A 12,641-nucleotide genomic window follows, 5' to 3' on the forward strand; every position below is an offset into this window, starting at 1 on the left:
GACGAGGCGCGAAGCGCCGGATAAAAGGGGGTCCAGGGGGCGGAGCCCCCTGGTTTTGGGTAAAGGGGCGGGTCTGGGGCGCCCCGCGAGGGCTACCGGCGGCGGCGCTTGCCGTCCAGTTCGTCCCACCACTCGTCGGACTTCGGGTCCCCGGAGGGGTCGTCCCACCAGCGGTCGTCCGGTCCGCGCCGATTCGCGACAATCGCAGCCAACGGCGGAATCACCATCGCCACCACACACATCCCGACCGCCGCGGGCACCGACCAGAGCCGCACGACACCCCAGGCCAGGACGAACAGGGCCAGGCACGTGCCCATCATGGCGAAGTACACATGGCGCCGTCGCGCGTACATACGTCCAGCGTACGGCGGACCTCGCCGAGAAGGGGCCGCGCGGCCCCACTAGAGTGGAGCCTGGCTCTGTACCGCCCACCACACAGCTCACCGAGGAGCACCCCGTGCTTGAGGCCTTCTTCTCCGCACTCCTTGTCCTGGTCTGCGTCGGCGTTCTCGCCTTCACCGGTCTGGCAGTGAAGAAGCTGTACCAGGGCCAGCGCTGACCCCCCACTGAGAGACTCCTGAGCAATCCCATGATCGAGATCCCGTCCGACCTGCACCCCGACCTCGTCCCCCTCGCCTGGCTCCTGGGCAACTGGGCGGGCGCGGGCGTCACCGACTTCCCGGGCTCCGCCAAGGCCAATTTCGGCCAGGAGGTCTCCTTCACCCACGACGGGCGGGACTTCCTGGAGTACCGGTCGCACACCTGGATCCTCGACGCCGAGGGCAACAAGGTGGAGCCGCTGGAGTCCGAGTCCGGCTTCTGGCGCGTCGACAAGGACCGCAAGGTCGAGGTCGTCATGGTCCGCCAGGACGGCGTCGTCGAGGTCTGGTACGGCGAGCTCGCCGACAAGAAGCCGCAGATCGACCTGGCCACCGACGCCGTCGCCCGCACCGCGGCCTCCGGCCCGTACAGCGGCGGCAAGCGCCTGTACGGCTACGTGAAGAGCGACCTGATGTGGGTCGGCGAGAAGCAGACCCCCGAGGTCCCGCTGCGCCCGTACATGTCGGCGCAGCTCAAGAAGGTCGTCTCGCCCGAGGAGGTCGCCGAGATGGCGCGCAACCTGGGCGACCTCCCGGACGACGGCATCGCCTTCTTCAAGTAGACCCGGAAAACAGGCCTACACTGCGGGGTGTGGTGAGCGCCGACTCCGACTGGAAGAGCGATCTGCGGCAGCGCGGGTACCGCCTGACGCCGCAGCGCCAGCTCGTGCTGGAAGCCGTGGACGCCCTGGAGCACGCGACCCCCGACGACATCCTCTGCGAGGTCCGCAAGACGGCGTCGGGGATCAACATCTCCACGGTCTACCGCACCCTCGAGCTCCTGGAGGAGCTCGGGCTCGTCAGCCATGCCCACCTGGGCCACGGCGCCCCGACGTACCACCTCGCGGACCGGCACCACCACCTCCACCTGGTGTGCCGGGACTGCACCACGGTCATCGAGGCCGACGTCGAGGTCGCGCAGGAGTTCACGGCGAAGCTGCGCGGCATGTTCGGCTTCGACACGGACATGAAGCACTTCGCGATCTTCGGCCGCTGCGAGAAGTGCGCCCGCGACGGCTCGGCAGGGAACGCCCCCGGCGGGAACGGCGCCGGGGAGAAATAAACACGGCCGCCGCCTGGTCGTACTCTTTGTGAACATGAAGAGCCCTCTGCTGTCCCTGCCCGGCGCCGTTCCCGCCGAAGGAGTGGACGAAGGCGTCGCCGCCCACTACGGCGACCTGTTCCGCGAGCAGCGCGCCCTGGCCGACGGCACCGGATTCGTCGACCTCTCGCACCGCGGCGTCGTCACGGTCACCGGGTCCGACCGGCTGAGCTGGCTGCACCTGCTGCTCACCCAGCACGTCAGCGAGCTCCCCGCGGGCCGCGCCACCGAGGCCCTGATCCTCTCCGCCAACGGCCACATCGAGCACGCCCTCTACCTCGTCGACGACGGCGAGACCATGTGGGCGCACGTCGAGCCCGGTACGCAGGACGCGCTCATCGCGTACCTGGAGAGCATGAAGTTCTTCTACCGCGTCGAAGTCGCCGACCGCACCGACGAGTTCGCGGTCGTGCACCTGCCCGCGGGCTCCATCGCCACCGCGCCCGACGGCGCCGTCGTACGCGAGACCCCGCACGGCCGCGACGTCTTCCTGCCGCGCGCCGAGCTGCCCGCCTTCGCCGAGTCGGGCGGCCCCGCGGCCGGGCTCCTCGCCTACGAGGCGCTGCGCGTCGAGCACCACCGCCCCCGCCTCGCCTTCGAGACCGACCACCGCACCATCCCGCACGAGCTGGGCTGGATCGGCACCGCGGTGCACCTCCAGAAGGGCTGCTACCGTGGCCAGGAGACCGTCGCCCGCGTCCAGAACCTGGGCAAGCCCCCGCGCCGCCTGGTCTTCCTCCACCTCGACGGCAGCGAGGTCCACCTGCCGGCCCACGGCACGCCCCTCCACCTGGCAGCGGACGGCCCCGACGGCCGAAAGCTCGGCTTCATCACGACCTCGGCCCGCCACCACGAGCTGGGCCCCATCGCCCTCGCCCTGGTCAAGCGGAACGTCCCTCTGGACGCACAGCTTCTCGCGGGTGAGACGGCGGCGGCTCAGGAGCCGGTGGTGGAGCCGTAGGGCTTTAGCCCGCGGGGTTTCGCTTTTCCCGCGGGGCTCCGCTCACATCTCCAGGAGCACGGTGAACGGGCCGTCGTTCGTGAGGCCCACCCTCATCTGCGCCCCGAACCGGCCCGTGGCCACCGTCGCCCCCAGACCCCGCAGCTGCCCCACCACCTCATCGACCAACGGCTCCGCCACATCCCCCGGCGCCGCCGCGTTCCACGTGGGCCTCCGCCCCTTCCGGGCATCCCCGTACAGCGTGAACTGGCTGATCACGAGCAGCGGCGCGCCAACGTCCGAGCAGGACTTCTCGTCGTGCAGCATGCGCAACGACCACAGCTTGCGGGCCAGTTGCGCGGCCTTCTCCTTGGTGTCGTCATGCGTCACCCCGACCAGGACGCACAGGCCCTCGCCGGTGATCTCGCCGACCGTCTCGCCGTCCACGACGACGCTCGCGCCGTCCACTCTCTGCACCACCGCACGCATGCGGACATCATGCCCTGACCGAGTGCGCCGTCCGTGCGCCGGTCCAGAACCCCCCATCCGGGGCCGATTGGGGTCACTCGGGCACGGCGCGGCCACACGGGGTGGCACGATGCTCACACGCGGTGTACCGCGCCGGCTGAGGGGACGGTAGGGCCACATGAGCAACTCGAGTACGCCGAGTACGCCTAGTACGTTCAGCAAGTCCAGCAAGTCCAGCAAGTCCAGCACATCCAGCGTGCCCGGCCTGCCCGGTACGGCGCGCACGCCCGTGCCGCGGCCACCGGCACAGCGCACCGAAAGCCCCGTGCTGCCCGACGTGCCCGCGCACGACCTGGCCGCGCTCCGGTTGCCCGAGCTGCGGGAGCTGCGCCGCGCCGCGCAGCAGGACGAGGCCGACCTCAGCTACGTACGACGGCTGCTCCAGGGACGCATCGACATCCTGCGGGCCGAGACCGCGCGGCGCAGCGGGCCGAGGCCCGACGGGGCGCCGCGGTCCGGGGGCGGCGAGGAGGGCGTCGTGGACCGGCTCCCGGAGATCCTCAAGGACGGCCCCGCCCGGCACCGCTCGTCGGCCCGGCACGTCACGCTCGGCACTCCGCACAACGAGGAGTACCGCCGCCTGGCCGCCGACATGCTCGCCGAGGTCGAGCTCTCCGACCTCGCGGCCCGCACGGACGACGAGCTGCACGCGGCGATGGGCCGCCTCGTGCGGTACGAGCAGCAGGTGTCCCGGCGCCGCCAGGAGATGCAGCGGACCACGGACGACTGCAGCGCGGAGATCGCCCGCCGGTACCGCGAGGGCGAGGCCCAGGTGGACGACCTGCTCGCCTGACCCCACCGCCGATCTCCCACCCGCCCGCCTCCGGCGGGGGTTGCTGGCCGTGGGCGTCTGCCCCTGCGCACAGGTACCGCCGCTACCGCGGCGGCTTTACCCCGCCCGCCCACCCACTACCTGCCGTCCCGGCCGCACCCGCCGACGGCGGGGAACCCCCACGAGGGGCGTCCACCCCCTGGGAGGGCAGAAACGGGCGGGCGGGTGGGAAACAAACCGCCGCGGTAGCGGCGGAAGCCCCCCCCACCGGCCCGCACCCGCCCGCAGACGTCGTCGACAACGGCCGGCCCGCGAGTGGGCCATAGGCGCCCCGCCAGAAAATGGCCGTGGGACGACGTCGGCAAGTCCGTCGCCCCACGGCCAGGGGCACCCCCGCCCCGCATAACGGCTGACCGAACTCCCGGCTCCCCTCCGGATGAGAGCCCGGCCAGCCAGACTTGGTGAGGTCCGCCCTCCAAAGGGCCGACCAGGTCCCCCGAGTTGGCTACCAACTTCACCTGACTTATCTCCGCGATGGTGCGTCTCATAACCACCTTCCCAGCAACTCCCCAAAGATGGCGAGAAGTTGTACCGTTTGGATGTGAGCACGGACCACGCCTCCGTCAACGAGCGGAAGAGGCCGAGCATGCCGCCCCGCTCGCACCGTGATGTGGCCGATGAGCTGCGGGACCGGATCAGGACCGGGCGGCTGCGGCCGGGGCAGCGCATGCCGACGCAGGCGGAGCTGGCGACCGAGTTCGGCGTGGAGCGCGGCGCGGTGCGGCAGGCGCTGCGCATTCTGCAGAGCGAGCAGTTGCTGGCGAACGTGTCGAAGGGCAGCCCGGCGACGGTCGCGGCACCCGCGGTGCCGGGCCCGGACGAGGCCCGCCCCCAGCCCACGATGGTCGGGCTCGCCCCCCGTATCGCCGCGGCCTTCCAGGCGCCCCACGTGGAGATCGACGCGCTCTGTCTCACCTCGATCTCCCTGACGATGGCGATCGGCGAACCGCTGCGCCAGATCCACGCGGGACGTCTGAAACCGGCCAAGGTCGACGTCCGCGTGCTGCTGCCGAGCCGCGACATCGACCTCGCCTTCCCGGCGCCCGTCGAGGGCGAGGACGAGGGCGGCCATGTGCACCGCCGCTGGCTCGACCAGCGGAACGCGCAGGGCCAGGTGCTCCGCCACAACCTTCTGACCCTGCGTACGACGCACGGCATCGACGTCCGGGTGGAGTTCCGCGCCCTGCCGTTCACGCCGCCCGTGAAGCTGTACCTGCTGAACGGCGCGGAGGCGCTGTTCGCGTACTACACGCTCACCAAGCGGGGCGAGGAGATCGAGCACGAGTACCTGGAGATGTGGGACGCGCAGGGAACGCGGTCGATGCTCTTTCCGTTCCACCAGGGGGAGGGGCTGCGGGACACGACGTTCGTGGAGCAGTCCCATCTCTGGTTCAACGCCCTGTGGAACACGATCAGCCAGGACCTGAAGCTGAACACCCCAGGTCCGTAGGCCTGCCCGCGGGGCTACAGCGCGGGGCCCGTCACCATCAGCGCGAGCACGAACGCGCCGATGGAGCTGCACGTGGTGTTCTTCGCCTTGACGCCCACGGTCAGCAGGACCAGGCCCACGATGCCGAGGGTTCCGTACTTCCACTGCACGAGTTGTTCGACGGTGACGGCGAACACGGCTGCGAGGAGGGCTATGGTCGGCATGGTGGTTCCTCCTTCTGCCATCTTGGGCGAGTTGGCGACCAACTCACTGAAGTTGTCCCCACTTGGTCCGGGTTCATAAACAACTATCCGTCAACTCCCCAGAGATGGTGGGGAGTTGTATCGTCAAGATCGTGACGAAGGAGAACGGTGCAGTGACCGGCAGTGGAAAGACCTCCCCCCAGGACATCGCCGACGCCCTGCGCGACCGCATCCGCACCGGCACCCTCAAGGCGGGCGACCGTCTGCCCACCCAGGCCCAGCTCGCCCAGGAGTTCGGAGTGGAGCGGGGCACGGTGAGACAGGCACTGCACCGGCTGCAGCGGGACGGTCTGCTCAACCACATCAGCAAGGGCAGCCCCCCGCGGGTGGCGGCCGCGCCGGAGTCCGCGGCGCCGCCCGCCCTCGAACCCCAGCCGTCGATGGTGGCGCTCGCGCCGCGCCTGGTGGCGGCGTTCGGCGAGCCCCACGTACGGATCGACGCCGTGTCGTACACGGCGGAGACCTTGATGAACGCCCTCAGCGAACCGATTCGCCAGGTCCACGCGGGCCTGCTCCGCCCGGACTCCATCGACGTACGCATCCTGCTGCCGAGCAGCGACATCGATCTGGCCTTCCCCGTCCCGATCGCCCAGAAGGACGGCGAGGAGAAGCTCCGCCTGCACCAGCGCTGGCTGGCCCAGCGCAACGCCCAGGGCCAGGTCCTGCGCCACAACCTCCTCACCCTGCGGGGCACCCCGCACGACATCGACGTCCATGTGACCTTCCGTGCGCTGCCGTTCACGACGCCGGTGAAGCTGTACCTCCTCAACGCGCGGGAGGCGCTGCTCGCCTACTACACGCTGGGGCGCCAGGAACTGACGATGGACACCGACGGCAGTGACACGGTGGAGCTGTACGACGTCGAGGGGCTGAGGACCCCGCTCTTCTCCTTCGCGCACGGCGGCAGCGCCCGCGACTCCGGCTTCGTGGAGGAATCCCAGAAGTGGTTCGACGCCCTCTGGGAAACGATCACGACGGACCTAACACTCTCTTAGGTGACGTCTGACGCGAACGATGACTCGAACGATTCGGCCGAGAGCCTGCGCAAGCTGGTCGAGCTCGCCCGCTGCGTGCTCTTCGACTTCGACGGGCCCATCTGCCGTCTCTTCGCCGGGCACTCGGCGCGGCGCGTGGCCCGGGAGCAGGTCCGTCGCCTCGAGGAGCGCGGCCTGCACGGGCTGCTCGTCAACGGCGTACGGGAGGAGCCCGATCCGTACAAGGTGCTGCGGGCCGTCGACCGCCGCCGGCCCGGCAGCGACCTCGTCGTCGAGCTGGAGGCGAGACTCACCCAGGACGAGCTGAAGGCGGTGGCGTCCGCCCTGCCGACGGCGTACGCCGACGCGCTGATACGCACCTGGTCGGCCGTCGGCGCCCGGCTCGCGATCACCACCAACAACTCGCCGCAAGCCGTGGCCCGTTACCTCACCGGACGAGGTCTGATCGACTGCTTCGCGCCCCACATCTACGGCCGCACGCAGGACCTCAGCCTCCTCAAACCGGACCCGTACTGCCTGCGCCGCGCCCTCAGCGCCCTGGGCGCGTACCCGGCCGAGGCCCTGATGATCGGGGACGCGCCGTCGGACTTCCAGGCGGCCCGCTCGGCCGGAGTGCACTTCCTCGGCTACGCCCGCAACGCGCGCAAGGAGCGGCTGCTGCGCGAAGCCGGGGCGCAGCAGATCGTCAGCTCGCTGCGGCCGGTGCGCGAGGCCCTCGGAGTGTCCAAGTGAGCAGTACCCGTGGCCGCCCGCACACGGGCCGTGACCAGCCGCAAACGCGCAGGTGAACGGCGTAAGGATGTGCCATGTGTCCACATCCTGGTTACGGCGCAGGAACGGTACGCCGCCGTAGGTACGATCTGCGCTCATGTCGCCCAATCCGCCGCGCGGAGCGCGCTGGGCCCTCGCCCTCGGCCTGGCCGAACGCCACGCCCGGTGGGTGCGCGGCCTGGCCGAGCAGCACCGCGCCCGCACCGACGGCAAAGTGGTGACCGGCTACCACAACAGCAACTACATCGTGCCGCTCGGCTGGCGGCTCGCCGTGCTGCTCAGGACCATGCCGTTCCGCGCCCGGGTCAAGTGCCGCACGCCGCTGCAGGCCGTCGAGGTGGTGCCGCGCGTCTGGCCCAGGGAGAACGACGTCCTCAAGGTCGTCACGCGGCACCTGAGGGAGACCCCCCGCTGTCTGATCGACCTCGGGGACTGGCAGATGCACACCTACCATCCGGGGAGTCCGCTGTCGGAGCTCGGCCCCGACGGCCCCGTCAGACCCGAAATGATGGCGGCCCTTGCCGAGTTCTTCACCAGAACCGCCGCCGTGCCGCGCGCCGAACTGCCGCCGCTGCCCGACAGCTGGCCCGCCGACGGCGACAGCACCGGATTCCTCAACTGGCTCGTCGACTTCACCGAAGGACAGGTGCACCGCCCCAACCGGGCGCGCTTCGAGGCGCTCTTCGAAGCCGTCGGCATCCGGCCGCACGTCATGACCGAGTTCAAGCGGGACATGCCGCAGCTGCACCGGCGCCCGTTCTGCCTGCTGCACACCGATGTGCACCGCGCCAACATCATCGTCCACGGACCCGACTTCGCCGTCATCGACTGGGAACTCGCCCTGTACGGCGACCCGCTGCACGACCTCGCCACCCATCTGGTCCGCATGAACTACGACAAGGACCAGCAGGTGGAGATGCGCGGGCTCTGGCGGGACGCCATGGAGCGCTCGGGGTTCGGCGAGCTCACGGCGGGACTCGACACGGACCTCCAGGTGTACGTCGACTTCGAGTACGCCCAGTCCGTCTTCCCCGACATCATGCGCGCCGCGCTCTCCCTGCCCGAGGCGGCCGCGGGCGACGACTACGCGCGTGCGGCCGCGCAGGTGTGCCGGGCGTTGCTGCGGGCCGCGGAGCCGTTGAAGCTGGCGCAGGCGCCGGAACACGCCGAGGTCGAGGCCGCCCTGCGGGACTGGCACGCGGGAGTGCCCGCACGGGACGCCCTGCTCGGACAGCTTGCGGCGGACGGCGGGCGGTGACGGCCATCGGCGCGGTCGCGGCGTCTTCCTGATCGTCCCCATCGAGGGCACCATGGCTTCTGCACTTCCGTGGCGGGCTCAACTCGGCGTACGCGAGGGGGACTTGTTGAGCGGCGATCGCACGGCGTGGGAGCGGATCAGGGGCAGCTGGGCACAGGCCGAGTCCGTCCTCACGAGGGTGCTGCTCCTGTTCGTGTTCGTCCTCGGCCTGGTCGCGCAGTTCGTCGCGCCTGTCGGTGACGCGATGGAGGGCAAGGCGTATCTGGGCGGCGCCATCCTCAGCCTGGTGGGGTACGTGCTGTACAGCGAGGTGCGGGACTTGAGGGAGTCGCTGAAGCCGCCGGAGCGGCAGGAGGTGGACGCCTCCGTGCTCGGTGACTACTTCGCCGACGCGTTGCCCGGGGACCCCTGCATCGACGCCGTCGGATTCACGGGTGAGACGGTGGTGTCCGAGCTCATGCGCTGTCTGACGCGACGGGACCTGGAGACGCGGCCCCACGTCGGGCTGCGGATCATCGTGCCGGACTTCACCAAGCCGATGGAGATCCCCGGACAGGTCAACGCGGACGGCAAGGCCGAGGACGACGAGGTCCTGCGACGGGCGCTCCTGGAGAAGGTGCTCAGGTACGTACAGGGCTTCGAGGCGCTTGCGCGGCGTATGAGCAACGAGGAGAGGGGCCGTCTGGACTGCGAGTTCCGGGTCCTGCACATCTCGCCGTTCCTGAAGTTCTGCCTGATCGGGCGTGAGCAGCTGTTCGACGGCATCTACGACCAGGTCAAGGAGGTGCCCGCGCTCGAACTTCCGGCGCGGCAGGTGCTCGACCTCAGGGGATACGACGCCACCCTCACCCGCTGGCACATCGACGCGGGCGCGGCGGCGCGGGAGCGGATACGGAATCGGGGGTTGCTGTTCGACACGCTGTGGGGTGTCGCCCGACCGCTCGTGCCGGCCGCTTCCTGAGGCGTCGCGCCCAGGCGTGCCGTCGACCGCCGCGCCTAGGCGTACCGCTCAAGTCCCGCCGACAGCCGGGTGAACGCTCGCTCCGCCGCCGTCACCGCGTCCGGGAGGACCGCGGCGGCCCGTTCGCCCGTGTTCATCCGGCGCCAGTTCTCCAGCGCCAGGACCCGCTGTACGGCGAGGATCTGGGCGGCGGCGAGGCGGGACTCCAGGGTGCCGTGGCCGAGGGCGTCGGCGAGGGTCTTCTCGGCGCGGTCCTGGTACGCGTACAGGCGGCTGACCAGCGAGGGCGTGCCGTACAGGAGGTGGTGGAAGGCGAGGACGCCGGGGGCGTCGTTGAGGCCGGTCACCGGGTCGTGGCGGTGCAGGCCGTCGAGGAAGTGCTCGCGCAGGGCCGTCAGGGGCGAGCGGCCTTCGGGGCGGCCGGTGACCACGCGGGCCGGCTCGTCCTCGTGGTCGGCGAAGCGCTGCAGGACCAGGTCCTCCTTGGCCGGGAAGTACCGGAACAGCGTCGGCTTGGAGACCTCCGCCGCGGCGGCCACCTCCGCGACCGACACCTTGTCGAAGCCGCGCTCCAGGAACAGCGCGATCGCGGTCTCGGAGATCGCCTGGTACATCCGCTGCTTCTTGCGCTCGCGGAGGCCGACGGGGCGGGTGGTGGTGCTGGTCTCGGCGGTCATGGTGCTCAGTCTAGCGCAAGGTGAGTCACAGTAATAAATGTAACTCGGTAATGTTTTTTGCTACGGTCGGCGTCATGACGCCACGTGACGCAACTCTCGACGCCTCCCGCACCGACGCTCCCGATGGCACCCTCGAAGGCTCCTCAGAAGGCCCGCTGGAAGGCCCGCTGGAAGGCGCCCTCGCCAGTGAACGCGCCTATCACGACACGTGCCGCGCCGCCCTGGCCGCCATGGTCGAGGGCGCCCAGGAGCACGTGGTCAGCGGCGAGGACGTCTCCGCGTCCGGCGCCGACGCCGAAGTGCTCGGCTACCGGCTGCGCAGCAAGGCCAAGGAGATGCGCGAACTCCCCGAGGCCCCGCTGTACTTCGGCCGCCTCGACTTCGCCGCCGACGACCCGGAGGCGGGCGACCACCGCGGGCAGCGCTACCACATCGGCCGCCTGCGCATCATCGAGCACCCGGCGGCCCCGCCCCTCGTCGTCGACTGGCGCGCCCCCGTCAGCCGCGCCTTCTACCAGGCCGGTGCCCGCGACCCCCAGGGCGTCGCCGTGCGGCGGCGGTTCGGCTGGGCGCCCGGCAGCAAGGGCGAGTCCGCCGACCTCACCAGCCTGGAGGACGAGCACCTGACGTCCGGCGACGAGGGCGCGCCGAGCCGCATCCTCGCGGGCGAGATCGAGCGCCCCCGCGTCGGCCCGATGCGCGACATCGCCGCCACCATCCAGCCCGAGCAGGACGACCTCGTACGCGCCCCGCTCACCGCGTCCGTCTGCGTCCAGGGCGCCCCCGGCACCGGCAAGACGGCCGTCGGCCTGCACCGCGCCGCGTATCTGCTCTACACCCACCCCCAGCGCGTCCAGCGCTCCGGCCTGCTCATCCTCGGCCCGAACACCACCTTCCTGCGCTACATCGCCGAGGTCCTGCCGTCGCTCGGCGAGACCGGCGTGCGCCAGTCCACCGTCCTGGACGAGATCGCGCGCCAGCCGGTGCGGGCCACCGACGCCCCGGCGGCCGCCGCCGTCAAGCACGACGCCCGCATGGCGGAGGTGCTGCGCCGCGCCCTGTACGCGCGCGTGGCGACGGGCGCCGTGTCGCTCGCGGTGCCGGACGGCTCGTACCGCTGGCGGATCGCCGCCGACGAGCTCGACCGGATCATCCAGGACGTGCGGGCGGAGGAGCCGCCGTACGAGACCGGGCGCGAGCGGGTCCGCACCCGCGCCGTGCGCCACATCCAGGAGCAGGCCGAGCGGCGCGCGGGCGCGATGACCTACGCGTGGGTGCAGAAGATCTCCCGGGCCCGCCCGGTCTCGGCGTTCGTCGACGCGGCCTGGCCGAAGGCCCGCGCCGAGGAGGTCCTGCACGAACTCCTCGGGGACGGGGACGCGTTGGCGGCCGCGGCCGACGGCGTGCTCACGGCCGACGAGCAGCGGGCGATCCTGTGGGCCAGGCCCCCGCGCTCGTACAAGTCCGCGCAGTGGACGGCCGCCGACCTCGTCCTGCTCGACGAGCTCGCCGGCCTCATCGAACGGCCCGAGGGCTACGGCCACATCGTGGTCGACGAGGCGCAGGACCTGTCGCCGATGGAGTGCCGCGCCATCGCCCGGCGCGCGGACTTCGGCTCGCTCACCGTCCTCGGCGACCTCGCCCAGGGCACCACGCCGTGGGCCGCCCGCAGCTGGCCCGAGCTGATGGCCCACCTGGGCAAGCCGGACGCCACCGTCACTCCGCTCACCACCGGCTTCCGCGTCCCGCAGGCCGTCGTGACGCTCGCCAACGACCTGCTCGCCGGGCTCGACGTCGACGTGCCGCCCGCCCTGTCGCTGCGCCGCGACGGCGAGCTGACGGTCCGTGAGACGGCGGACGTGGCCGGGGCCACCGTGGACGCGGTGCGCGGCGCGCTCGCCCACGAGGGTTCCGTCGGCGTCATCGCGGCCGACGCCGACGTGGCCGGGGTGCGCGCGGCGCTCGCCGGTGCGGGGGTGGTGGCGGCCGGGCCCGACGAGCTCGGGGCGCGGGTGACCGTGCTGCCCGCGTCGGTGGCCAAGGGGCTTGAGTACGACCATGTGGTGGCCGTTGAGCCGGCCGCCGTCGCGGAGGCGGAGGAGCGGGGGCTTCATCGGCTGTACGTGGTGCTCACGCGGGCGGTGTCGCGGCTCGATGTGGTCCACAGCCGGGCACTGCCGTGGGGGGTTCCCTCGCGGGGGCGCCCCTGACCCGCCCCTTCCCGAACTAGGGGGCTCCGCCCCCTAGGACCCCCTTTTTCCCCACCCACCCGCCCTTTCAGGGCGG

General features: G+C 71.3%; 14 protein-coding genes. 10 read left to right on the plus strand and 4 right to left on the minus strand.

Translation table 11 applies throughout. The annotated features are described in order from the left end of the window. Positions 1-92 precede the first annotated feature (92 nt). Positions 93-353 (minus strand): DUF3099 domain-containing protein, encoded by a 261-nt coding sequence (locus ACFWZ5_RS40530; protein WP_384802766.1) that lies wholly within the window; start codon positions 351-353, stop codon positions 93-95. A 236-nt stretch (positions 354-589) separates the two neighbouring features. On the opposite strand from ACFWZ5_RS40530, the gene ACFWZ5_RS40535 reads away from it, so the two are divergent. The 3 genes from ACFWZ5_RS40535 to ACFWZ5_RS40545 are packed head-to-tail and all read left to right on the plus strand — an operon-like array spanning position 590 to position 2,662. Continuing rightward, on the plus strand, positions 590-1,162 hold the full coding sequence (locus ACFWZ5_RS40535; protein WP_384802769.1) for an FABP family protein: 573 nt from the start codon (positions 590-592) through the stop codon (positions 1,160-1,162). A gap of 29 nt (positions 1,163-1,191) precedes the next feature. Further along, a complete protein-coding gene (locus ACFWZ5_RS40540; protein WP_384802772.1) occupies positions 1,192-1,662 on the plus strand; it encodes a Fur family transcriptional regulator in 471 nt (156 codons plus the stop codon). A gap of 34 nt (positions 1,663-1,696) precedes the next feature. After that, positions 1,697-2,662 carry a YgfZ/GcvT domain-containing protein gene (locus ACFWZ5_RS40545; protein WP_384802775.1) on the plus strand — a complete coding sequence of 322 codons (966 nt, stop codon included), beginning with the start codon at positions 1,697-1,699 and terminating at the stop codon, positions 2,660-2,662. Between the two features lie 42 nt (positions 2,663-2,704). Here the strand turns inward: ACFWZ5_RS40545 and dtd are convergent, their stop codons facing one another. After that, complete coding sequence (gene dtd / locus ACFWZ5_RS40550) at positions 2,705-3,130, minus strand: D-aminoacyl-tRNA deacylase (RefSeq protein WP_384802778.1); 426 nt, start codon at positions 3,128-3,130, stop codon at positions 2,705-2,707. Between the two features lie 157 nt (positions 3,131-3,287). Between dtd and ACFWZ5_RS40555 the strand changes: the two genes are divergently transcribed. Both ACFWZ5_RS40555 and ACFWZ5_RS40560 read left to right on the plus strand, forming a co-directional pair. Then, entirely contained in the window at positions 3,288-3,962 is a 675-nt protein-coding gene (locus ACFWZ5_RS40555; RefSeq protein ID WP_384802781.1) for an ABC transporter substrate-binding protein, read from the plus strand. A gap of 625 nt (positions 3,963-4,587) precedes the next feature. Next, positions 4,588-5,451, plus strand: a complete 864-nt coding sequence (locus ACFWZ5_RS40560; RefSeq protein ID WP_384802805.1) for a winged helix-turn-helix domain-containing protein — start codon at positions 4,588-4,590, stop codon at positions 5,449-5,451. A gap of 14 nt (positions 5,452-5,465) precedes the next feature. Here ACFWZ5_RS40560 and ACFWZ5_RS40565 read toward each other — a convergent pair whose 3' ends face one another. Continuing rightward, complete coding sequence (locus ACFWZ5_RS40565) at positions 5,466-5,654, minus strand: hypothetical protein (RefSeq protein WP_384802784.1); 189 nt, start codon at positions 5,652-5,654, stop codon at positions 5,466-5,468. Between the two features lie 104 nt (positions 5,655-5,758). On the opposite strand from ACFWZ5_RS40565, the gene ACFWZ5_RS40570 reads away from it, so the two are divergent. The 4 genes from ACFWZ5_RS40570 to ACFWZ5_RS40585 all read left to right on the plus strand — a co-directional run bounded on the left by ACFWZ5_RS40570 (position 5,759) and on the right by ACFWZ5_RS40585 (position 9,678). Then, positions 5,759-6,688 (plus strand): winged helix-turn-helix domain-containing protein, encoded by a 930-nt coding sequence (locus ACFWZ5_RS40570; RefSeq protein ID WP_384802787.1) that lies wholly within the window; start codon positions 5,759-5,761, stop codon positions 6,686-6,688. Next, positions 6,689-7,420: an HAD family hydrolase gene (locus ACFWZ5_RS40575; RefSeq protein ID WP_384802790.1), complete on the plus strand. Its 732-nt coding sequence runs from the start codon at positions 6,689-6,691 to the stop codon at positions 7,418-7,420. Between the two features lie 136 nt (positions 7,421-7,556). Next, on the plus strand, positions 7,557-8,717 hold the full coding sequence (locus tag ACFWZ5_RS40580) for an aminoglycoside phosphotransferase family protein (RefSeq protein WP_384802793.1): 1,161 nt from the start codon (positions 7,557-7,559) through the stop codon (positions 8,715-8,717). Between the two features lie 52 nt (positions 8,718-8,769). After that, the gene (locus ACFWZ5_RS40585; RefSeq protein ID WP_384802796.1) at positions 8,770-9,678 is read left to right on the plus strand and encodes an ATP/GTP-binding protein; all 909 of its coding nucleotides are present in this window, start codon (positions 8,770-8,772) and stop codon (positions 9,676-9,678) included. A 35-nt stretch (positions 9,679-9,713) separates the two neighbouring features. Here ACFWZ5_RS40585 and ACFWZ5_RS40590 read toward each other — a convergent pair whose 3' ends face one another. Then, positions 9,714-10,355, minus strand: coding sequence for a TetR/AcrR family transcriptional regulator (locus ACFWZ5_RS40590; protein ID WP_384802799.1), 642 nt, complete (start codon positions 10,353-10,355; stop codon positions 9,714-9,716). 74 nt (positions 10,356-10,429) lie between these two features. Here ACFWZ5_RS40590 and ACFWZ5_RS40595 point away from each other — a divergent pair, with 74 nt between their 5' ends. After that, positions 10,430-12,565, plus strand: coding sequence for a HelD family protein (locus ACFWZ5_RS40595; protein ID WP_384802802.1), 2,136 nt, complete (start codon positions 10,430-10,432; stop codon positions 12,563-12,565). Positions 12,566-12,641: the final 76 nt, after the last annotated feature.

It is taken from the genome of Streptomyces sp. NPDC059003 (assembly GCF_042740445.1).
GTDB lineage: Bacteria > Actinomycetota > Actinomycetes > Streptomycetales > Streptomycetaceae > Streptomyces.